A 21,637-nucleotide genomic window follows, 5' to 3' on the forward strand; every position below is an offset into this window, starting at 1 on the left:
GTCCGGGTTTGCGCGAAATTGCAGCGTAGAGCGGCGCAAATGATCTGCAAGTGCACGCGGACGGGGGCTTTGAGAGGCAGCGCAAGGGGGCTTGGCGATGACCGGCAGAGCACTACTACAGCCGCTGTGACGGCACGATTGCGGCCTTTACCGGCAGGATGGTCGCGGTTGGCCGCAGGCTTGCACTCGCTGCCAGGCGGCTCGGCAGGGGTGGCGGGAGCATCTCGGCGAAGGCGCGGCGCCATTGGCGGCCGCCGCGAAGGGCTGAAGGCTTACAACCCGAGAGGCTCGCGCCACAGCACGTAGCGGTCCTTGCCACTGCGCTTGGCCTCGTACAACGCCTGGTCGGCCTTGACCAGGGCGTTGCTCAGGGTGTCTTCGGCGAGGATTTGCGCCAGGCCGATACTGATGGTCACCGGATGCTCGGCGACTTCGTCACGGACCCGCCGACACAGGGCGTCGATGCGCCGTTCGGCGTCGGCCTGGTTGAGCCCCCAGACGTAGATCACGAACTCTTCACCGCCCAGCCGTGCGTACTCGAATTCGCTCATCGAGGCCTTGATGCTGGCGGCGATGCGCTTGAGCACCACGTCGCCGATGTCGTGGCCGAACTGGTCGTTGACCTTCTTGAAGTTGTCGATGTCGATCATCGCCAGGTAGCGCGTGGCGGCCGCGTCCTGCTGCAGGTGTTTTTCGGCTTTGGCCATGAACGAACGGCGGTTGGGGATCTCGGTCAGGGCATCGACGTAGGCTTGCTCGAGCAGCAGCTTGGCCATGTAGAAGTTGTACAGCTTGGCCCGGCGCATCTTCAGGTAGCTGTACAGGGTCAGGCCGTTGAGAAACACCGCATAGCAGACGAACATGCTGCCGCGTAGCTCTAACAGGTGCATGTCCGGGACCTGGAACGGGTTGAGGTTGATCCAGGTCACCAGCATTGTCGCCAGGAACGACCAGCGCCGCACCGGCAGCACCGACACGCTGTACAGCACACTCGAGGCGCCGAGGACCATCCAGGCCGGGCGCAGCGCTTGCGGCAGGCCGTCGATCACCAGGCGCACCGCCAGGGTGATCACGGCGATGAACACCAGGTTGAGCACATCGAAATGCGCCGCCTTGCGGACGAAGCCGAGGATGATGGTGAGCATGCCCATCACCGCAATGAACAGCGCCGACAGCCAGGTCAGGCCCTGATTGCCCTGGTAGCTGACGATCAGGTCGAACAGAATCCAGATCCCCAGGCTCAGCACGAACACCAGCAAGCTGAACGACTTCAGGCTTTCGAAGTCGTGCTGGCGGAATTCTTCGCGCAGTTGCGGCGGTGCGACGTTCCTGCGCACTTGCTGTTCGATGGTCTTGTACATGGCAGCCCTGAATGCTCGAAGAAGACGGTTTCAGTGCCCGGCCAAGGGCAGTACCCCCTGGGTCCAGGGCCGGTAGCGCAACGAGAACACTGCCCGCGGATGACAGTCGCTGCGCAGCTGCGGTGGCGCTGCCACGGCAGTGAAGGGCTGGCCGGCGGCGCTGGTCTGGCGAAAGGCTTCGTTGACGATGCCGATGCTGCAGGGCAGGGCATCCTCGTAGTTGTGGCGCACCAGCGGCGCCAGGCGCCCGGTGCCGGCGCCGTCCTGCCACCAGACCTGCAGCTTGAGGCTGGCCAGCTGCTCGAGCCAGCGAGCATTGACTTGCGGGCTCAGGCGCGCGGCGCTGAAAGCGCTGATGTGCAGCGGCGCATCCAGGCGGCGATTGAAGGCCTGTAGCTGGGTGTACAGCGCCTGGCGGCGGTCGGCACTGTGAAAGTGCAGGTCGTCCAGCTCCATCGGCAGGTACCAGCCGGCCACCGGCAACTGCCAGTCCTGGCGGATCTTGCGCTGCTGGGCCAGGGAATTGCCCAGTTGCGCGCGCCAATAGGCGGCCAGGCCGGCGCCATCGAGTTCGTCGATGCGCTGGTAATAGGCGGCGTCCATGTACAGCCCCAGCACCAGCTGCAGACCTTGTTCGTGGGCCAGGCGCAGGCTGTTGGCCAGCCAGCCCCGGGCACCGCCGAAGTCGCTGTCGCCATAGGCGCTCCACTGCACGATCAGGGTTTTGCCGCCCTGGGCCGCAGTGGCTTGCCACAGCGCGCGCCACTGCGCCTCGCTCAACTGCGCGTCGCGGTTCAGCGGTTGGTAGAACAGGCGCTCGTCGGCAGTTGCCTGCAGGCTCAGGACGAACAGCATCACAGCGATCAAGCGGCGCATCAAAAGGTCAACTCCGCACCCAGCAACACGCCGTTGGCGTGTTCATAAAGATTGCCGCCCAGCGACTGCTGGTATTCGGCGCGTACTTTCAGCGAACCGCGATAGGCGTTGTAGCGGTCGTCGTCGAACCACCATTGCCAGCGCAGGCCCAGGCCGGTGCGCAGGTCCTGGCGCCAGTCGTTGCTCGGGTCCTGGCTTGAGAACTCGAGAAAACCATACGGCATCAGGGTTTGTGGCGAGGCACTGGGCAGCTTCCAGGTGTGCCCGCGCTGGTAGCGCGACAGCCATTGATGGTCGCCGGCGCGGGTCCACCAGGCGGCATCGAGGTAGAGGAAGCGCTCGTCCCACTCGTCCTCGTCGACCCGCCAGTCGTTGCGCCATTTGCCCTGGTCGAGGTACGAGGCGGTGGCGCGCAGCAGCAGGTCGTTGCTCGACTCGGCATGGCCGCGCAGGTCGCCATAGTTGTCGCCGACCTTGCTCGGGCTGAGCAACTGGCCAAGGCTCAGGCCGCCGTAACGGGCATCGTCGATCTGGCGCTGGTGGTACAGCTCGGTGTACAGGTTCAGGTTGCTGGTGCCCAACGGCTTGTAGCGCAGGCCGACGCCGGTGCCCATGCTCTGCGCATAGTCGTTGCGCCCGCTGCCGCCGAACAGCACCCGGCCGTAGACCGAGAAGGTGCTGCCGTTGCGGCTCGGCTCTTCACCGAGGGCGTGGTCCCACATCGCCAGTTGCACGTTTTGCGAAGTGGCGCGGCGGTCCTGGCGGTCATCGCGAAAGTTGTCGTTGGTCGAGACGCCGGCCGGCGACCAGGTGCTGGCCAGGGTGAAGCTGTCGCGCCGCGACAGCGCCTCGTGGGCGCGGCGCTGACGGTACTTGCGGGCGTCCAGGCTGCCGAACTGGTCGTCGCCATCGACCAGGTCGTGTTCGACGTCCAGCACCCGGCGCAGCTCTTTACGGGCCGCCGCGCTGTTCTCGACTTCGTCGTAGCGCCAGGCCAGGGTTTCGCCGATCCGGTAATCCTCGGGGAAGGCCTGAGCGGCGCGCTCAAGGTAGGGGGTCGAGCGGGCGCGGGTTACTTGTTGTTCCGAGCCCGCCAGGCGCATGCCGTAGTCGGCGCTGTAGCGCGGCTGCTCTGGCGCCAGGCGCACGGCCTCGGCAAGCCAGGCGGTGCTCTGCGCCAGGTCGCCATTCTGCGCGGCGGTCACCGCAGCGCCATAGTAATGGTCGGGGCGCGGTTGCTGCGCGAGGGCCTGGCGCTGGTAGTCCATGGCGTCGTGGACCTGGTAGTCGCGCTGGGCGATGGCCGCGCCCAGCGCCCAGTCATCGGCCGTTACCGGCGTTGCCTGTTTCCAATAGGTGTATGCCAGGTGAGGATTGTCGGCGTTCAGCGCACTGCGCGCGGCGGTAAGCCGGGCGTTGGCGGTCCACTCGCTGTCGGCCAGGGCTTTCCACAGCGGTTGCGCGGCGTAGGAATCGCCGGCGGCTTCCAGGGCGTAGGCCAGCGGCAGGCGGCTGCCGGTATCGCCCAGGTCTGCGGCGGCCTGGTAATAGACCACCGCTTCGCCAGGGCGCTCGGGCATGGCGCAGCGGCCCAGGGCACGCAACTGGCCGACTTCGCTGGGTGTGGCGGGGATCGCCTGGCGGACCGTGTCGCACTGCCCGCGCTCGGCCAGGCGGGCGAGCAGCAGGGCGCGGTTGGCGGCATCGACCCGCGGGATCAAGCCGGCCATTCGCCGGCTGTCGAGCGGCGCATCGTCGGCACTGTAAAGCCCGGCCAGGCGCTGCAGCAAGGGTTGTGGCAAGCGGCCCTGGCGGCGGTCGTAGGCCTGTTCGAGCAGTTGGCGCACATGCTCCTTGCGGCCCTCCTTGAGCTGCAGGAAGCTCGCTTGTTCGAGGGCCTGCAGGTCGCCGCTCTGGCGGTACAGGCGCTCCCACATCTGTGCGGAACGCGCCTCGCCACCCGGGCCCTGCAGGCGCTGGTTGAGTACCAGCCAGGCTTTGGGGTTGTCATCGGCGCGGCAGCCTTTGAGCTGCTCGCGGGCGGCCTGCGGATCGTGGCGCGACAGCCATTCGGTGGTTTCCAGGCATGGCCGGTTCAGCTCGTTGCTGAGCCGCCGTACCAGCGCGGCATCATCGCCCTGGCGCGCCAGTTCCCACAGCTGCCGGCGATTGGCCGGGTCGTGCAGGTCTTGCTCGGGCAGCGACTGCAGCCAGCGCTGGGCCAGCTCGGTGTGGCCCATGGCAATTGCCCGGTTGGCCATGGCCAGGCGGGTCTGGCGGGCGATCTCGGGGGTGGGCGCCTGCTTGAGCAGTTGTTGCAGTGGCGCCTCGTCCAGGCGCTGCACGTAGGCGTTGGCCAGGCGCTGCCAGTCTTGCGCCGGCAGCTCGCCGCGCTCGGCCAGCGGCGCCAGGGCGGCGATGGTCTGGCTCCAGTTGCGCAGTTGCTCGGCCCAGTTGGCCCGGGCCAGGCGCAGGATGTTGTCGTCGCCATGGGCCGGCAGGTGGTTGAGCCACTCCAGGGCCTTGGCCGCGCCACCGAACTTGGCCAGGCTCAGGCTGTAGGCCTGCCACAGGCGGATACGCTGGTTGAGGCTGCTGGTGGCGATCCAGCCCTCGACCCGGCTTGCGGCGGGTGGGTCCTGCTCGATCCAGGTCAGGCGCAGCTCCAGCAGGGCGTCGCTGCTGCTGGCGGCTTCGGCCAGTTGCTCGGCTTCGCGGTAGCGGCGCTGATGGGCCAGGGCCTGGATCAGCAAGGCGCGGGCTTCGCTGTTGTTGGGTACCCGCTCGAGCAGGTGGCGGGTCAGGCGTTCGACTTCTTTCCAGTTGTCGGCCTTGGCCTCGCGGTAGCTGCGTTCAAGGAAGGGGTAGCTGCGAAAGCGTTCGAAGTCGCTAAGCGGCGCGGCCAGGCCGTGCACGGTGTAGAACGACAACAACAAACTGGCCAGCGTCAGCGGCGGGCGCACACTCATGCCACCTCCCGGGTCAGGTCATAAGCGGCTTGCTGTTCTTCGAGCTGCTCGGCGAGGGCGTCTTGCAGTACCGCTTCGCTGATGATGCCGCGGGCAATCAGGTGCTCGCCCAGGGACATGTGCTCCGGGTTGAAATCGATCAAGGCCTGGTTGAACAACGTGGGGGGGACCATGCCGCGCACCTGCAACAGGGTGCCGAGCATGATTTGGTGGTGACTGACCCGCTCAAGCAACGCGGCATCGTCCTGATGCTTTTCGAGAACCGCGAGCATGTGCCGGGTCTCCTCCTTCTGCCAGGGGCTGGGGTAGTGGTAACGCAGGCCGAGGGTGACCCGGCCCTGGGGCGCCAGGCGATATTGCACCGGGCGCTTGAGTTGACGGCTGATGACCCCGAGGGACACCTGGCTGACCGGGCCTTCGCTGGCCAGGATCAATGTATCGCCGTCTTGCGCTACCGGCAGCACCCCGTAGTGCACTGCCAGGCGGCGGGGCAGCAGGGTAATCAATTTGCGCTCAAGTTTGAATGGATTTAATGGCGCCCAGGGTAAATCCAGTTGTTCGGCCAGGGTTTGCACCAGTTGCTCGCTGGTCAACAGCCCGCGCAGCAGCAGTTCGCGGCCCAGGCGCCGGCGCACGGGACTGGTGATCAGCACTTGCAATTGCGCCTCGCTGATCAGCCCCTTGGCCACCAGGCGCTGACCCAGAGGCGTGCGTGCCGGCGCGCCGAGGGCCGGGAACTCGTGGGTGGTCTTGTCCCAGGCCACACGGCGCGAGTCGCCCATTTCCATGACCTGGCGCAGCGCCCGCAGGTTGGCGAAGAAGTTGACGAAGTTGCTCCACATCATCCGCGGCGCCGACAGCAGCCCCTCGAAGATGCCGTAGTAACGGGTGACGAAAAAGCCACGCTGGAACAGGCGGTTGATCAACAACAGGCCGTTGAGCCAGAGCAGGGTCATCAGCAGCGGGCTGTCGCTGAGAATTGACTGGAAGCGCCAGGCGTTGGGCGCCAGCATCGTCACCAGCCACATGGCGATCAGCACCAGGAACAGCAGGTTGACCAGAAAGCTCAGCAGGTAGGCGAACAAGCCGCGGCGGTCGCGCCAGAGAAAATAGTTGAGCGCGCCGGTGCGGCTCCAGCCCAGGTTGCTGGTGCCCTGGAAGACAATGCCGACAATCCACCGCGACTTTTGCCGGATCGCATGCTGCCAGTCGCGCGGGAAGTGCTCGCGCACGCAGATGACCTGGGCGAACTCTCGGCTCATGCCCCAGCGCCAGTCGCGCTTGAGGGCCAGTTGCGGATCTCTCATCGAGTAGCGGGCGAAGATACACTTCATGCCCTTTTGCTTGAGGCGAAAACCGATGTCGTAGTCTTCGGTCAGGCTCTGCACGTCGAAGGCAATGCCGTCGCCGTCTTCGAGCAGGGCGCTGATCGCCTTGCGGCTGAAGCAGGTGCCGACCCCGGCGCTGGGCACCTGGCCGGTCAACGCTTCGCGCACGATCACGTCCTTGCCGTGGTTTTCGGCGAACTCGTCGACGTAGTGCCCGGCAGTAAAACCGCGCCACTCGGGGGCGAAGGGGTAGACCGGGATCTGGATCATGTCCTTGTTCGGCAGCAGGTAGTTGTACAGCCGCAGCTCCATGGGCGAGATCACGTCTTCGGCGTCGTGCAGGATGAAGCCGGCGAACTCGATGCGCGCGTCCTGCTCAAAACGCAGGATCGCATCGATGATGTTGTTCAGGCAGTCGGCCTTGCTGGTCGGCCCGGGCCGCGCGCACACCACCTTGTGCACGTTGGGGTAGTGCAGGCACACGGCGTCGACGTCGGCCTGGGTCTGCGGGTCGTTGGGGTAGGTGCCGACGAAGATCTGGTAGTTTTCGTAGTCGATGGTCGAGGCCGCCAGGCGCGCCATCTCGCCGACCACACCGACCTCGTTCCAGGCCGGGACCATGATTGCCAGGGGTTTTTCCGGCACTTCGAAAAGGCGTTTTTCGTCGGCCTTCTCGTACTTGTCGTAGATGCGAAAGCGGCGAATCAGCTTGCGGCCCCAATAGACGATGTCGATGAACAGGTCATCCAGGCCGAGCAGGAACATCAAACTGGCAAGGACGATGGCCAGCAGCTTGAGGCCGAACAATACATAGGTGAAGAAATCGACCCAGGCCAGGCTCATGCCTCGTCTCGCTCAGCGGCGTTTTCCTCGAGCCAGCGGCTCAGGCGTTCGGCGATGCGTTCGCTGGCATGGCCGTCGCCGTAAGGGCTGAACACCCGGCTCATGCGTTGGTAGGCCTCGCTGTCATCGAGCAGGCGGCTGGCTTCCTTGACAATGCGTTCGGTCTGGGTGCCCACCAGCATCACCGTGCCGCCTTCGAGCACTGACGGCCGCTCGGTGACCTTGCGCAGCACCAGCAGGGGCTTGCCGAGTGCCGGCGCTTCTTCCTGGACGCCGCCCGAATCGGTGAGGATCAGGTAGGCACGGTCCATCAGCCAGACGAAATGCTGATAGTCCTGGGGCGCCACCAGGAGGATGTTCGGCTGATGCGAGAGCAGCGCGTACACGGCTTTTTGCACCTGCGGGTTGAGGTGCACCGGGTAGACGAACTGCACGTGCGGGTAACGCAAGGCAAGTTCGGCCAGGGCCAGGCAGATGCGTTCGAAACCCTGGCCGAAGTTTTCCCGGCGATGGCCGGTAATCAGTACCAGGCGCTGGTCGTCGCGCAGTTGCGCCAGCGGCGACTCGGGCGCAGGTTTCCACTGGCTCTTGTTCAGGTGCTCGCGCATCCACAGCAGCGCGTCAATCACGGTGTTGCCGGTGACTTCGATGTGCTCGAGCACCACGCCTTCGCGCAGCAGGTTGTCGCGGGCCTTGGTGGTGGGCGGGAAATGCAGGTCGGCGATCACCCCGGTCAGGCGCCGGTTGGCTTCCTCGGGCCACGGCGCCTTGAGGTTGCCGGTGCGCAGCCCTGCCTCGACGTGGCCGATGGGGATCTGCCGGTTGAACGCCGCCAGCGCGGCGATGAAACTGGTGGTGGTGTCGCCGTGCACCAGGACGATGTCGGGCTGGATGCGTGCGTAGGTGTCGTCGAGCTGTTTGAGCAATTGCTGGGACAGGCCGTTGAGGGTCTGGTTCTGGGTCATCACCTTGAGGTCTTCATCGACGCTCAGGCCAAAATCGTGCAGCACTTGCTGGAGCATTTCCCGGTGCTGGCCGGTGGAGCAGATGTTCAGCTCGATATCCGGCCACTGGCGCAACACCTGGGCCAGCGGGGCCATTTTGATCGCTTCCGGGCGTGTGCCAAACACCATCATGACTGTGTACGCCATTATCCCGCTCCTCGTCCGTCCTTTTCTGAGAAGTTGTACGTTCTGCCGCTCTTGTAAGGTTTAGATACAAGCAGTAGAAGGCGGGGTTGTCCAATGGGCGGGTCAGCGATTGCTCAAGGCCCCAGGGAGAGTGCCAGCCAGTCGAGAAACGCCCGCAGCGCAGGTTCGCGCTCGCGCCCCGGCAACCACACGGCGCTGTACTGCGCGGCCGGCAAGCGCACCTCAGGGTGCCACGGCTGCAGCACACCCTGGCGCACACTGTCGGCCACCAGCACGTTGCTGGCCAGCACCAGCCCATAGCCGGCAGCGGCCGCCTGCAGGGCATGGTGCTCATCGTCATAGTGATGAAAACGCGCCCGTTGCAGCCAGTCTTCACACCCGGCCAGGGCGCACCAGCGGGCCCAGTCGATGACCACGCCACTGACCGAAGCCCACGGCACTTCAAGCATCGACAGCGGCAGATTGGCAGGCGGCGGCTGCCAACCGGGCGGGGTGTATACCGCGAAATGCTCGGCCAGCAATGGCAACCGCTGCAACGCCGGATCAGGATTGAATTCGGCACGCAAGGCCAGGTCGAAACGGTGCTCGCGCTGCAGGTCGACCACCTCGTTGCCGGTCAGCACCCGCACCTGGATGTCGGCATGGCGGCGATGGAAATCGCCCAGCCGCGGGATCAGCCATGCACTGGCGAAGGCCGCGGTGGTGGTCAGGGTCAGTTGCTGGCGATCACAGGGCGGTTGCAGGTCGTCAAGACTTTGCTGCAGGTTGGCCAGGCCCTGGTGCACCTGCAGGTACAGGCGCTCGCCGGCGTCGCTGAGCCTGACACCCTGGCGGCTGCGCTCGAACAGCAGCAGGCCCAGCTGCGATTCCAGGCGTTTGATCTGGTGCGAAACCGCCGCAGGCGTGACTGCCAGTTCGTCGCTGGCAGCCTTGAAGCCGCCCAGGCGGGCCGCCGATTCGAAGGTGCGCAGGGCAGTCAGGGGCAGTTTGCCGAACACGGTGCTCAAGCCAATTGAGGGAGGCTCAATTTAGCTCAATTGAAGCATCGCCTCAACGCCGCTAGGGTGGGGCTTCATTGACGTTCAGGGAGGCAGATATGCAAGGCAAGTCGCGCAAGGTCGTCCAGGCCATTCTCTACGAAACCATCGCCGTGCTGTGCGTGGCGCCGGCGCTGTCCTGGGCCTTCGATGCCGGCATGGCCCACTCCACGGTGCTGTCGCTGATTCTGTCGGCGGTGGCCCTGGCCTGGAACATGTTCTACAACTGGGCGTTCGAGCATTGGGAAGCCCGCCAGGCCCAGCGCCAGCGCACCCTGTGGCGGCGGTTTCTCCACGCCCTGGGCTTTGAAGGCGGGCTGGTGCTGATCCTCTTGCCGGTGGTCGCCGGCTGGCTGCAGATCAGCCTGTGGCAGGCGCTGCTGACCAACCTTGCGCTGTTCGCATTCTTCTTTGTCTATGCCTTCGTGTTCCAGTGGGCCTTCGACCGGGTGTTCGATGTGCCCGATTCTGCCCGCGAGCCTGCTTGACTTTGCCTGGGCGGCTGCGCTAGTTTCGCTGGCATGAACACATTCCTGCAGTCGCCTCAGCGCAGCATTATTACCGCCATTATCGTTTTGGCGGGCTAGCTGGCACTTGCACCGAACCCGCCCTGGAGGCGGGTTCTTTCTCTCTCTCCTGGGCACTTTAAAAAAACCAGGAGTCACCGATGACCAGCCTTGCCGTTAGCCCCCGCACACCTGCCGCGCCGCTGAACCTGCTGTCTGACTACGTGCGGCGCATTCTTGCGGCGCCGGTGTACGACCTGGCGATCGAAACGCCCCTGCAAGCGGCGCCGGCGCTGTCGCGCAGCCTTGGCAACCAGGTGTTGCTCAAGCGCGAAGACCTGCAGCCGACCTTTTCCTTCAAGATCCGCGGCGCCTACACCCGTCTCAGCCGCCTGAGCCCGGCCCAGCGCCAGCGCGGGGTGATCACCGCGTCCGCCGGCAACCACGCCCAGGGCGTGGCCTTGGCCGCCCGCGAACTGGGCATGCGCGCCACTATCGTGATGCCGACCACCACCCCGGAGCTCAAGGTCGAAGGCGTGCGTTCGCGCGGCGGCCAGGTGGTGCTGCACGGCGAAAGCTTCCCCCACGCCCTGGCCCATGCACTGAAACTGGCTGACAGCGAAGGCGCGACCTTCGTGCCGCCGTTCGACGACCCCGACGTGATCGCCGGTCAAGGCACGGTGGCCATGGAGATCCTCCGTCAGCAACCCGGCGCGCTGGATGCGATCTTCGTTCCGGTCGGTGGCGGCGGCCTGATCGCCGGCATCGCCGCCTACGTCAAGTACCTGCGCCCCGAGGTCAAGGTGATCGGCGTCGAGCCGCAGGACTCGAACTGCCTGCAAGCGGCCATGGCCGCCGGCGAGCGGGTGGTGCTGGCCCAGGTCGGCAGCTTTGCCGAAGGCGTGGCGGTGGCGCAGATCGGCGCCCATTGCTTCGAGTTGTGCCGCCACTATGTCGATGAGGTCATCACCGTCAGCAGCGACGAGCTGTGCGCGGCGATCAAGGACATCTACGACGACACCCGCTCGATCACCGAACCTTCCGGCGCCCTGGCTGTGGCCGGGATCAAGAAGTACGTGGCCCGCGAAGGCGCCCAGGGTCAGACCCTGGTGGCGATCGACTCCGGTGCCAACGTCAATTTCGACCGCCTGCGCCATGTTGCCGAGCGCGCCGAACTGGGCGAGCAGCGCGAAGCGATCATCGCCGTGACCATCCCCGAGCAGCCGGGCAGTTTCCGCGCCTTTTGCCAGGCCCTGGGCAAGCGCCAGATCACCGAGTTCAACTACCGCTACTACCCCGGCAAGGAGGCGCGACTGTTCGTTGGCGTGCAGACCCATCCGCAGACCGACCCGCGCGACCAGTTGCTGGCCAGCCTGCGCGATCAGGGTTACAGCGTGCTCGACCTGACCGACAACGAACTGGCCAAGGCCCACGTGCGCCACACCGTGGGCGGGCATGCCGGGCCTGGGGCGGACGAGCGCGTGCTGCGCTTTGAATTCCCCGAGCGTCCGGGGGCCTTGCTGGGCTTTCTCGAGCGCCTGGGCAAGCGCTGGAACATCAGCCTGTTCCACTACCGCAACCACGGCGCCGCCGAAGCGCGGGTGTTTGCCGCCCTGGAAGTGCCGCAGGACGAACAGGCCGGCCTGCCCGCAGCGCTGGACGCCATGGGCTACCGCTACTGGGACGAAAGCGACAACCCGGCCTACCGGCTGTTCCTCGGCTGACTCAGATCAACACGGGGCAGGGCAGACAGGCGGATCCTCATGGCAAAGGAACATTGCATGAGGATTTCGCCATGAGCAGCACGTTTTTCATCCCCGCCGTCAACATCATGGGCATCGATTGCCTCGAAGAGGCGATGGCTGCCATTGCCGGATACGGCCTGCGCAAGGCCCTGATCGTCACCGACGCGGGCCTGGCCAAGGCCGGGATCGCCGAGCGCATTGCCGAAATGCTGGCGATGCGCGACATCGACTCGGCGATCTTCGATGGCGCCAAGCCCAACCCGAGCATTGCCAACGTCGAGCAGGGCCTGGCGCTGTTGCAGCGCGAGCGTTGCGACTGCGTGATTTCCCTGGGCGGCGGTTCGCCCCATGACTGCGCCAAGGGCATTGCCCTGTGCGCCACCAACGGCGGGCATATCCGTGATTACGAAGGGGTGGACCAGTCGGCCAAGCCGCAACTGCCGCTGATTGCCATCAACACCACCGCCGGCACCGCCAGTGAGATGACCCGCTTCTGCATCATCACCGACGAAGCGCGCCACGTGAAAATGGCCATTGTCGACCGCAACGTCACGCCGCTGCTGTCGGTCAACGACCCGGCGCTGATGGTCGGCATGCCCAAGGGCTTGACCGCGGCCACCGGCATGGATGCCCTGACCCACGCCATCGAGGCCTACGTTTCCACTGCCGCCACGCCGATCACCGACGCCTGCGCGATCAAGGCCATCGAGCTGATCAGCGACAACCTGCGCCAGGCCGTGGCCGACGGCAGCGACCTCAAGGCCCGGGAAAACATGGCCTACGCCCAGTTCCTCGCCGGCATGGCGTTCAACAACGCCTCGCTGGGTTACGTGCATGCCATGGCCCACCAGCTCGGCGGTTTTTATGACTTGCCCCATGGCGTGTGCAACGCGGTGCTGCTGCCCCATGTGCAGCGCTTCAACGCCAGCGTCAGCGCCGCGCGCCTGCGCGATGTGGCCAAGGCCATGGGCGTGGATGTCAGCGCCATGAGTGCCGAGCAGGGCAGCGATGCCGCCCTGGCGGCGATCGAGCAGCTGTCGCGGGCCATTGATATTGCGCCGGGGCTGGCGGTGCTGGGGGCCAAGGAGGCCGATATTCCGACCCTGGCGGCCAATGCCCTGAAGGATGCCTGCGGTCTGACCAACCCGCGGGTGGCCAGTCAGACGGAGATCGAGGCGATCTTTAAAGCAGCCTTTTAACAGCCTCGCGGGGCAAGCCCGCTCCTACAGTGCAGGAGCGGGCTTGCCCCGCGATGAGGCCCTCAAACCACCAACGACAGCAGCATGATAAAGATGATGCCGACCACCGAGAGGATGGTCTCCATCATGCTCCAGGTCTTGAAGGTCTCGGCCACGGTCATGTTGAAGTACTGTTTCACCAGCCAGAAGCCGGCATCGTTGACGTGCGACAAAATCAACGAGCCGGCGCCGGTCGCCAGTACCAGCAGTTCACGGTTGACCCCCGGCATCATGCCGATCACTGGCGCAACGATGCCCGCGCCGGTAATGGTCGCCACCGTCGCGGAACCGGTGGCGATACGAATCACCGCCGCCACCAGCCAGGCCAGCATGATCGGCGAAATCTGTGCCTGCACGGCCATCTGCCCGATCACATTACCCACCCCGGTATCGACCAGCATCTGCTTGAAGCCACCGCCGGCACCGACGATCAGGATGATCGCCGCCGTCGGCGCCAGGCTCTGGTCAAGCAGCTTCATGATCTGCTGGCGGGAGAACCCGCGCGCCGCGCCAAAGGTGTAGAACGCCAGCAGCAAGGCGGCAAGCAGGGCGCTGATCGGGTGGCCGATCAGGTCCATCCATTGGCGCACGATGTGCTCGGCCGGTAGCACCACGTCGGCGAAGGTTTTCAGCAGCATCAGGAACACCGGCAGCAGCACGGTGATCAGGGTGATGCTGAAGCTGGGCAGGTTCTGCTGGTCGGACTCGCGGGCGATCTGCTCCATCAGCTCCTTGTTGGGGTTGCCCGGGATGTATTTGGAGATGAAGTTGCCGTACAGGGGACCGGCAATGATCGCCGTGGGCAGGGCGACGATCAGCCCGTAGAAAATGGTTTTGCCGATGTCGGCATTGAAGATGCCGATCGCCAGCAGCGGCCCCGGGTGCGGCGGCACCAGGCCGTGGACCACCGACAAGCCGGCCAGCAGCGGAATGCCGATCTTGATCAACGACACCCCGGAGCGCCGGGCGACGATGAACACCAGCGGGATCAACAGCACGAAGCCGATCTCGAAGAACAGCGGAATGCCCACCAGGAAAGCGGCGAACATCATCGCCCAGTGCACCTTCTGTTTACCGAAGGCGCGGATCAGTGTCTGGGCGATCTGGTCGGCGCCGCCGGAGTCGGCCATCAGCTTGCCGAGCATGGTGCCCAGGGCCAGGACGATGCCGACAAAACCCAGCACGCCACCGAAGCCGTCCTGGAATGATTTCATCACCTTGGCCACCGGCATCCCCGAGGTCAGGCCGAGAAAACCGGCCGCCAGGGTCAGGGCGACAAAAGGGTGGACCTTGAAGTGGGTGATCAGCAGCACCAGGCCGATGATGGTGACCACCGCATCGAGCAGCAGGTAGGTATCAGTTGCCAAACCAAACATGGTTCAGTGCCTCGTATTGTCATTGTTGTGGGCGGAACTATTACAGCGTTTACGGGTCGAGACAGCGCTATCTTGGGTGAGCCGAAAAAACAGCCAGGGTCAGGCCGTTCGCGCCAGCAGCGGTTCACCGCAGGGCTTTAGCCACTGGTCTACCTCGATGGCCAGCTTGTCCACCGCCAGGGTGGCGTCCAGCGCCAGGGTCAGCGGCTCGCTGTTGGGCCGTTCGAGGGCGGCGAACTGGCTGTCGATCAGGCTGGCGGGCATGAAGTGGCCGGGGCGGGCGAGCACGCGGCGGCTGGCTTCAGCGGGGGTGAGATCGAGAAACACGAAGCCCAGGTCCGGCACGGCATGGCGCAGGGCATCGCGGTAGCGCTTCTTCAGCGCCGAGCAGGTGAGGATCGGACGCTCGCCAGCCTTCAGGCACGCTTGCAGTTCCTCGCCCAGGCGAATCAACCAACCGGCACGGTCGTCGTCGTCCAGGGGGATGCCGGCACTCATTTTCTGGATATTGGCAGCGGGGTGGAAGTCGTCGCCTTCGATCAGGCGACCGCCGCTCAGGCCTGCAATGGCGGCACCGACGTAGCTCTTGCCACAGCCAGCGACGCCCATGACCACAATCGCGGAGAGGGGTGGGTTCATCGGTACCTCCTGCAGGGCAAGATAGCGCTATCTTGAAGCGAGACGGCTAACGTCTCGGGCGCTTCCCACCCAGATGTTATTGATTTTGTAAAAGCAGTCTGGATGCTCATTCCTGGCCTCATGCAGTTTTGCATTGCCTGTGGTCTGAGACAGCGCTACCTTAGTGCCCGTTCCCCATTCTTTGCAAGTCGAAAATAAAACCCCTCATGACCCGCATTGGCTCTCGTACTACCGGTCGTCCCACCCTGGCGGAAGTTGCCAGGCTTTCCGGGGTTTCCCCGATCACCGCTTCGCGGGCACTGCGCGGGGTCAGCACGGTTGCCCCTGAGCTCGTGGAAAAGGTCCAGGTCGCCGCCGCCAGCCTCGGCTATGTGGCCAACCCGGCTGCGCGGGCACTGGCCTCCAAGCAGAGCCAGTCGATCGTGGTGTTGATCCCGTCGCTGTCCAACCACCTGTTCATCGACACCCTCGAAGCCATTCACGAGGTCATGCGTCCCCGTGGCCTTGAAGTGCTGATCGGCAACTATCACTACGATATCGCCGAAGAAGAAAACCTGATCCGCAACTACCTGGCTTATCAGCCGCGCGGCATCCTGCTCACCGGTTTTGACCGCAGCGACGCCGCCAAGCAGATGCTCGCCGCCAGCGGCGTGCCGTGCGTACACATGATGGAGCTGGGCGGCGAAGGCCAGGCCATGTCGGTAGGGTTTTCCCAACAGGAAGCGGGAAGGGCGGCGGCGCGCCATCTGCTCGAGCGCGGTTGCAAGCGCCCGGGCTTTATTGCCGCGCAACTTGACCCACGGGTGATGCAGCGCGCCGAAGGCTTTCGCCTGGCCCTGGCCGAAGCCGGCCTGGATGCCCACGGCCGAGAGCTGCTGGCACCACAACCTTCATCGATCGGCCTGGGCGGCGAGCTGTTTGCCCAGCTGCTGCAGCGCCATGCCGATGTCGATGGCATTTTCTTCTGTAACGACGACCTGGCCCAGGGGGCGATTCTTGAAGCCTTGCGCCAGGGCATCAAGGTGCCGCAGCAGGTGGCCATGGTCGGTTTCAACGACCTGCCGGCTTCGGCGCACATGGTTCCGCGCCTGACCTCGATCCGCACCCCGCGCGCGGCCATTGGCCGTTGCGCCGCGCAGGCGCTGTTGGGCCTGCTTGATGGCAAGCGCAGTCAGTTGCAGTGCCAGGATCTGGGCTTCGAACTGATGGTTCGCGAAAGCAGCTGAAACCGCCAGTCGGCGGGCGCTGCAAGGTGATGTCATCGCCATCTAGTGCTTGCACGGTGCCAATCGCCATCTATGCTCAGCAAATCCCGAGCATGGAGTGTTACAAAATGTTTGATTTGCATCGTAAGTCCGATCTGGCTGAAATCGAGCGTTGCACCCAGGCCCTGGGCCAGATGACTGCCAAGTTGGCGGCGGTCAGCCGCTCGATGGCGATGATCGAGTTCAGCCCCGACGGGATCATCCTCGACGCCAACGAAAACTTCTGCAAGACCATGGGCTACGGCGTCGAAGAGATCCGTGGCAAGCATCACCGCCTGTTCTGCGACGAAGCCTTCGGCAAAAGCGAGGAATACCGCCAGCTGTGGCGTGACCTGAACCGTGGCGAGCCGCGCAGCGGCACCTTCGCCCGGATCGACAAGCGCGGCCGCGAAGTCTGGCTCGAAGCCAGCTACATGCCGGTGCTTGGCGCCCAGCAGCAGGTCACCAGCGTCATCAAGGTCGCTTCCGATATCACTCAGCGGGTGCAGCACGAGCACGAGACCGAGAGCCTGATCAACGCCATCAGCCGCTCGATGGCAATGATCGAGTTCACCCCGGATGGCAAGGTCATCGACGCCAACCAGAACTTCCTCAATACCATGCACTACCGCCTCGACGAGGTGGTGGGCAAGCACCACAGCCTGTTCTGCCACAAAAGCGAAAGCGAGTCGGCGGCCTACAAAGCCTTCTGGGCCTCGCTCAACCGTGGCGAGTACCATTCCCACCGATTCGAGCGGGTCAACAAGCTCGGGCAGATGGTTTACCTCGAAGCCTCCTACAACCCGATCTTCGACACCCGCGGGCGCCTGTACAAGGTGGTCAAGTTCGCCAGCGACATCACCCGCCAGGTCAGCACCCAGCAGACCGCCGCCGAGTCGGCCCATGCCACTTCGGTGCAGAACGACGCCTGCGCGCGCAAAGGCTCGCAGGTGGTGCAGCAAACCGTGCAGGTGATCGAGGAAATCTCCCAGGACCTCAACGCCGCCGCGCGCAGTATCGATGCCGTGAGCAAACAGTCGGAACTGATCGGGCAGATCGTCCAGACCATCCGCAGCATCGCCGACCAGACCAACCTGCTGGCCCTCAACGCGGCCATTGAAGCGGCGCGCGCTGGCGAGCACGGACGCGGTTTTGCGGTGGTCGCCGATGAGGTGCGTAACCTGGCGGCGCGCACCAGCAAGGCGACCCTGGAGATCGTCGAAGTGGTGCGCCAGAACCACGACCTGTCGTTGACTGCCGTGGCCAGCATGCAGTCGAGCCTGAGCCGCACGGGCCTTGGCGTGGAGCTGGCCAACGAAGCCGGTGAGGTGATTCTGGAAATTCAGCAGGGCTCGCAGCATGTGGTCGATGCGATCAGCCAGATCAACTCGACCTTGCAGTTGCACTGACGCGCTGATTGAGCTCGGTCTCGAGGGTCTGCAGGCTCAGTTCCAGGGCCCTGGCCAGGGCCTGCAGGTGCTCGATACCGGCGTCGCCGACACAGGCTTGCTCAAGCGCTTCGCAGCGCTGCACCACGCCCCGCGCCTTGAGCATCTTGGCGCCGCCCTTGATCCGGTGAGCCAGGCTGCGCAAGGCATCGCGGGTGGGCGTCGGGCCGAGGGCGCGCAGGGCCTTGAGGTCGTCGCCGTTGCTCTGGGCCAGTTCCCGTAGCAGGCGTTCGACCAGTTGCGGGTCGCCCAGGGTCAGGTACCTGAGGTTGTCGACCTCGAAGCCGCTGGCATGTGCTTCAAGGTTATCGCTTGCCACTACCGGCGCAGCCGGGCTGTCGATGCCGGTCAGGTGACGGCGCAGTTCATTGAGACCGATCGGCTTGAACAGGCAATCGTTCATGCCGCTGGCCAGGCAACGCTCGCGCTCTTCGGCCTGGGCGTTGGCGGTCAGGCCGAGGATCAGGCAGGGCTGGCGTTGCTGTTGCTGCTCCTCATTGCGCAGACGCCGTGCCAGTTGATGGCCGTCCATGCCGGGCATATGGCAATCAGTGATGACTACCTCGAACTGCCCCTGCAGCCACAACCCCAGCGCCGCCTGGCCATCGCCGGCCTGGCTGACCTGATGGCCGAGCACGCTCAACTGGCGCTCAAGCAGCATCAGGTTGGCCGGGTAGTCGTCCACCACCAGGATGTTCAAGGCCTGCGTGGCTGGCGCTTGCTCGATCGGCGCCACCGGGGCGTGCACCACCGTCGCCAGCGCCAGTTGCAATTCGATATCGACGCGGGTGCCGCGGCCCGGGCTGCTGCTCAGGCTCAGGCGGCCGCCCATCAGCTCGCACAGGGTGCGGCTGATCACCAGGCCCAGGCCGGTGCCCTGGCGCGCGGGTTGCTCGCCCACCTGGGCGAAGTTGTGGAACAAGTGCGCCTGGTCTGCAGCGCTGATGCCGATGCCGCTGTCTTGCACGCTCAGCAGCACCCGACGCAGTTGCCCGGGTTGCGCCGGGCCGTAGCGCAGGGTGACTTGCACCTGGCCCTGCTCGGTGAACTTCAGGGCATTGCCCAGCAGGTTCGACAGCACTTGCTTGAGCCGCAGCGGGTCGACCATGAGGCCTTCGTCGAGGGTCTGCAGGTCGGTGACCAAGGCCAGGCCCTTGAGCCGCGCATTGCCCTCGAACACGCGCACGGTGGCGGCGACCAGGGCAGTCAGGTCGGTCGCTTCGGCGTTCAGTTGCATGTGCCCGGACTCGATGCGGGCGATGTCGAGAATGTCGCCGATCAGCGCCAGCAGGCCGTTGGCCGAGTCGAAGGCGACCTGCAGCGACGCACGGTCGGCGCGGCCCTGTTCGGCGTCCTTGACCGCAAGCTCGAGCAGGCCGATCACCGCGTTCATCGGCGTGCGGATTTCATGGCTCATGGTCGCCAGAAAGGTGCTTTTGGCGCGGCTGGCATCGTCGGCCTGGTCCTTGGCCAGGCGCAGCTCTTCGAGCAGGCGTTTGCTGAAGCCCAGCTCATGCTGCAATGCCTGCTGGGCTTCGCTGCGCTGGCGGATAAGGCTGCGCAGGTAGCGGTTCCAGAACACCACGCAGGCGATCAGCAGGCTGGCGACGATGAGGATCTGTACGATCAGCGAGCGGTAGTTGTACCAGGGGCTGTCGCTGATCAAGGCGTTGGTGCGCCAGCGGTTGGTCAGCTTCGCCAGTTCGTCGGGCGGGATGCTGAGCAGGGCTTTGTCGATGATGGCGTGGAGTTCGGTGGCCGGCAAAGCCGTGGCAAACGAGGAGGTAATCGGTTGATCGCCGTACAGTGAGGCGATGCGCAGGCGATCCTTGAACAGCCGGCTGATGAAGTAGGCGGCGTTGATACGCGAGCTCAGCACCAGATCGACGCGCTTTTGCGCCAGCGCCTCCATCAATGCGAGCGGGTTATCGACCTCGATCAGCGTCAGCGACGGGTAGCGTTCCCGTAGTTGGGGCTTCAAGGGTGAATCGCGGATCACCGCCAGGCGTTTACCCTGCAACTGCTCCGGCGTTTGCCCGTCGTCGCTGTCAACCCGGCTGACCAGCACCCAGGGATCGACCAGGTAGGGCCGGGTGAAGTTGACCTGCCTGGCGCGGTCGGGGCTATAGACCAGGGTCCCGGCCAGGTCGGCTTTGCCCTGTTGCAACAACGTGATCGCGGCGGCGCCGGCATCGGCTTCGACGAACTCGAATTTCAGCCCCGTGCGCAGGCTGATCTGCTCCAGCACATCGGCGGTAATGCCACGGACCTGCTGCTGGTCATCGTAGAAGTTCAAGGGTGCAAAGTACTTGTTGACCAGCACTCGCACAATCGGGTGCTGTGCGATCCAGCGGCGCTCCTCGGCGGTCAATACCAGCACATCGCGATCCAGCAGCATGCTGGTACTGCCGCTGCTCCAGCGGCGCAGGATGTTCAGCCGCTCGGTTTCGCTGGTGACCGCCAGTGACTGGTTGAGCAAGCGCAGCAATCGGTCGTTGCCACGAGCCAGGGCGAAGGGGAAGGTTTCGCGCTCGTGCCTGACGAAGTGCGAGATCTGCACACTTTCCTGAAAGCTCTTGCCGATCAGGTAGTCACTGCTGATGGCATCGCCAACAAAGGCGTCGGCCTGTCACAGCGACACTGCCGACAAGCCGGCCATGGTCGAGGAGTACAGCTGCAGGTGGGCTTTGGGAAACAGGTGCTGGACTTCTTCATCCGGCAGGTAGTGATCGACCATGGCCAGGCGCAGCCCGTCCAGCTCGTCATCGACGGCGCGGGTTTTGCCCTGGGGCGTGACGATCACCGGCAGGTCGTCGGCATAGGGTTGGCTGAGCACCAGTTGCGCATCGGCGGCTTCAAAGCCATTGGAACTGCCGAGCAGGTCGATGGCCCCGGTGTGCAGGGCAGTGATTGCCTGTTGACGGCTGTTGTAGCGGCGAACCTCTACCCGGATGCCCAGCAGCTCGCTGATCAGCCCGGCGTAGTCGGCGGTCAGGCCTTCGTATTCGTTCTGGCTGACGTTGATATCAAAAGGCGGGTAGTCCGGGCGCGAGGTTCCCAGGCGCAGCACGGCTTTTTCCTTCAGCCAGCGCCGGTCATCTGCTGACAGGGCCACGCCTTCGCCGCCGACCACCGAACGCGCCAGTAATGTACGTGGCTCGCCGGGCTCATCGGCCAGGCTGCTGTCGAGCAGCAACAGCGGCAGGCAGCCCAGCACCAGGGCCAGCAGAGCAGGGCGGATGTTCATGATGGGCTCAGATCACCTGGTTACGAGTGGCCAGAGCCATTAACTCGACGAAAGATCCTACCTTGAGTTTCTCCATGATCCGGCTTTTGTAGGTGCTGATGGTCTTCGGACTCAGCAGCATGCGTTTGCCGATGTCGTTATTCGACAGCCCGGCCGCAAGCATGCGCAACACTTCCATCTCGCGGTGCGACAGGCTGCCCAGACGATCTTTTTCGCTACCCAGCGGGCCGCGGTTGGCCGACATGTCCGGGAAGGTCGAGTAACCCTTGATCATGGCTTTCAAAGCGAAGATCAGTGCCTCCAGGTCCTCGTCTTTGTGGACGAAGGCGGAGCTGCCTGCATCCAGGCAGCGCCGGGCGAACAAGGCGGCCGGCTGACCGGTGAGGACCATGATTTTCGGGGTTTTTTCCAGCAGGTGCAGGCGCTTGATCACGCTCAGGCCATCGAGCCCGGGCAGGCCGATATCGAGGATTACCACGTCCGGGCGCAGCTCGCGGGCCATTTGCACGGCGGCCACGCCGTCACCGGTTTCACCGACTATTTCGTAGCGGTCACGCTCGAGCAGCATACGCACCGCAAGACGAATCGTGGGGTGATCATCGACGATGAGTACCGTAGGCATTGGCGCA

13 protein-coding genes and 3 pseudogenes are annotated in these 21,637 nt (G+C 64.7%); 6 read left to right on the forward strand and 10 right to left on the reverse strand.

Annotated features, from left to right (window positions below; translation table 11 throughout):
• Positions 1 to 272 precede the first annotated feature (272 nt).
• The 6 genes from ACZ9A3_RS09150 to ACZ9A3_RS09175 form a co-directional block, all read right to left on the reverse strand.
• Entirely contained in the window at positions 273 to 1,361 is a 1,089-nt protein-coding gene (locus tag ACZ9A3_RS09150) for a GGDEF domain-containing protein (RefSeq protein ID WP_476252424.1), read from the reverse strand.
• A gap of 30 nt (positions 1,362 to 1,391) precedes the next feature.
• Positions 1,392 to 2,237, reverse strand: coding sequence for a DUF4434 family protein (locus ACZ9A3_RS09155; protein ID WP_213601463.1), 846 nt, complete (start codon positions 2,235 to 2,237; stop codon positions 1,392 to 1,394).
• Positions 2,237 to 5,206, reverse strand: coding sequence for an NfrA family protein (locus tag ACZ9A3_RS09160; RefSeq protein ID WP_476252425.1), 2,970 nt, complete (start codon positions 5,204 to 5,206; stop codon positions 2,237 to 2,239). Before ACZ9A3_RS09160 ends, ACZ9A3_RS09155 begins: the two co-directional genes overlap by 1 nt.
• Complete coding sequence (nfrB, locus tag ACZ9A3_RS09165; RefSeq protein WP_476252426.1) at positions 5,203 to 7,377, reverse strand: cyclic di-3',5'-guanylate-activated glycosyltransferase NfrB; 2,175 nt, start codon at positions 7,375 to 7,377, stop codon at positions 5,203 to 5,205. Before nfrB ends, ACZ9A3_RS09160 begins: the two co-directional genes overlap by 4 nt.
• Complete coding sequence (gene wecB, locus ACZ9A3_RS09170) at positions 7,374 to 8,528, reverse strand: non-hydrolyzing UDP-N-acetylglucosamine 2-epimerase (RefSeq protein WP_213601460.1); 1,155 nt, start codon at positions 8,526 to 8,528, stop codon at positions 7,374 to 7,376. Before wecB ends, nfrB begins: the two co-directional genes overlap by 4 nt.
• 113 nt (positions 8,529 to 8,641) lie before the next feature.
• A complete protein-coding gene (locus ACZ9A3_RS09175; protein WP_176794263.1) occupies positions 8,642 to 9,526 on the reverse strand; it encodes a LysR substrate-binding domain-containing protein in 885 nt (294 codons plus the stop codon).
• 98 nt (positions 9,527 to 9,624) lie between these two features.
• Here ACZ9A3_RS09175 and ACZ9A3_RS09180 point away from each other — a divergent pair, with 98 nt between their 5' ends.
• The 3 genes from ACZ9A3_RS09180 to yiaY all read left to right on the forward strand — a co-directional run bounded on the left by ACZ9A3_RS09180 (position 9,625) and on the right by yiaY (position 13,015).
• Positions 9,625 to 10,053, forward strand: coding sequence for a PACE efflux transporter (locus ACZ9A3_RS09180; protein ID WP_045198705.1), 429 nt, complete (start codon positions 9,625 to 9,627; stop codon positions 10,051 to 10,053).
• A gap of 179 nt (positions 10,054 to 10,232) precedes the next feature.
• Positions 10,233 to 11,795 (forward strand): threonine ammonia-lyase, biosynthetic, encoded by a 1,563-nt coding sequence (gene ilvA / locus ACZ9A3_RS09185; protein ID WP_052676528.1) that lies wholly within the window; start codon positions 10,233 to 10,235, stop codon positions 11,793 to 11,795.
• A gap of 71 nt (positions 11,796 to 11,866) precedes the next feature.
• Positions 11,867 to 13,015, forward strand: coding sequence for an L-threonine dehydrogenase (gene yiaY, locus ACZ9A3_RS09190; RefSeq protein ID WP_213601455.1), 1,149 nt, complete (start codon positions 11,867 to 11,869; stop codon positions 13,013 to 13,015).
• Between the two features lie 62 nt (positions 13,016 to 13,077).
• Here yiaY and ACZ9A3_RS09195 read toward each other — a convergent pair whose 3' ends face one another.
• Positions 13,078 to 14,430 (reverse strand): GntP family permease, encoded by a 1,353-nt coding sequence (locus tag ACZ9A3_RS09195; RefSeq protein ID WP_045198708.1) that lies wholly within the window; start codon positions 14,428 to 14,430, stop codon positions 13,078 to 13,080.
• 99 nt (positions 14,431 to 14,529) lie between these two features.
• Complete coding sequence (locus ACZ9A3_RS09200) at positions 14,530 to 15,069, reverse strand: gluconokinase (RefSeq protein WP_093383393.1); 540 nt, start codon at positions 15,067 to 15,069, stop codon at positions 14,530 to 14,532.
• Between the two features lie 206 nt (positions 15,070 to 15,275).
• Between ACZ9A3_RS09200 and gntR the strand changes: the two genes are divergently transcribed.
• The 3 genes and pseudogenes from gntR to ACZ9A3_RS09215 all read left to right on the forward strand — a co-directional run.
• Positions 15,276 to 16,295 carry an HTH-type transcriptional regulator GntR gene (gene gntR, locus ACZ9A3_RS09205; protein ID WP_258597605.1) on the forward strand — a complete coding sequence of 340 codons (1,020 nt, stop codon included), beginning with the start codon at positions 15,276 to 15,278 and terminating at the stop codon, positions 16,293 to 16,295.
• A gap of 212 nt (positions 16,296 to 16,507) precedes the next feature.
• A pseudogene (locus ACZ9A3_RS09210) lies at positions 16,508 to 17,185 on the forward strand (PAS domain-containing protein); the annotation flags it as partial.
• A 105-nt stretch (positions 17,186 to 17,290) separates the two neighbouring features.
• Positions 17,291 to 17,722: pseudogene (locus ACZ9A3_RS09215) on the forward strand (methyl-accepting chemotaxis protein); the annotation flags it as partial.
• Here ACZ9A3_RS09215 and ACZ9A3_RS09220 read toward each other — a convergent pair.
• Together ACZ9A3_RS09220 and ACZ9A3_RS09225 are read right to left on the reverse strand one after the other, a co-directional pair.
• Positions 17,697 to 21,008: pseudogene (locus ACZ9A3_RS09220) on the reverse strand (transporter substrate-binding domain-containing protein). The pseudogenes ACZ9A3_RS09215 and ACZ9A3_RS09220 sit on opposite strands and share 26 nt — an antisense overlap.
• Before the next feature lie 7 nt (positions 21,009 to 21,015).
• The gene (locus ACZ9A3_RS09225; protein WP_476252427.1) at positions 21,016 to 21,630 is read right to left on the reverse strand and encodes a response regulator; all 615 of its coding nucleotides are present in this window, start codon (positions 21,628 to 21,630) and stop codon (positions 21,016 to 21,018) included.
• Between the last annotated feature and the right edge of the window lie 7 nt (positions 21,631 to 21,637).

Source organism: Pseudomonas sp. TE4620, from assembly GCF_056279045.1.

Coding starts and splice junctions, on each gene's coding strand:
- gntR (WP_258597605.1), top strand. CDS start 15,276: ATGACCCGCATTGGCTCTCGTACTACCGGTCGTCCCACCCTGGCGGAA.
- yiaY (WP_213601455.1), top strand. CDS start 11,867: ATGAGCAGCACGTTTTTCATCCCCGCCGTCAACATCATGGGCATCGAT.
- ACZ9A3_RS09180 (WP_045198705.1), top strand. CDS start 9,625: ATGCAAGGCAAGTCGCGCAAGGTCGTCCAGGCCATTCTCTACGAAACC.
- ACZ9A3_RS09155 (WP_213601463.1), bottom strand. CDS start 2,237: ATGCGCCGCTTGATCGCTGTGATGCTGTTCGTCCTGAGCCTGCAGGCA.
- ACZ9A3_RS09195 (WP_045198708.1), bottom strand. CDS start 14,430: ATGTTTGGTTTGGCAACTGATACCTACCTGCTGCTCGATGCGGTGGTC.
- nfrB (WP_476252426.1), bottom strand. CDS start 7,377: ATGAGCCTGGCCTGGGTCGATTTCTTCACCTATGTATTGTTCGGCCTC.
- wecB (WP_213601460.1), bottom strand. CDS start 8,528: ATGGCGTACACAGTCATGATGGTGTTTGGCACACGCCCGGAAGCGATC.
- ACZ9A3_RS09225 (WP_476252427.1), bottom strand. CDS start 21,630: ATGCCTACGGTACTCATCGTCGATGATCACCCCACGATTCGTCTTGCG.
- ACZ9A3_RS09160 (WP_476252425.1), bottom strand. CDS start 5,206: ATGAGTGTGCGCCCGCCGCTGACGCTGGCCAGTTTGTTGTTGTCGTTC.
- ACZ9A3_RS09200 (WP_093383393.1), bottom strand. CDS start 15,069: ATGAACCCACCCCTCTCCGCGATTGTGGTCATGGGCGTCGCTGGCTGT.
- ilvA (WP_052676528.1), top strand. CDS start 10,233: ATGACCAGCCTTGCCGTTAGCCCCCGCACACCTGCCGCGCCGCTGAAC.
- ACZ9A3_RS09150 (WP_476252424.1), bottom strand. CDS start 1,361: ATGTACAAGACCATCGAACAGCAAGTGCGCAGGAACGTCGCACCGCCG.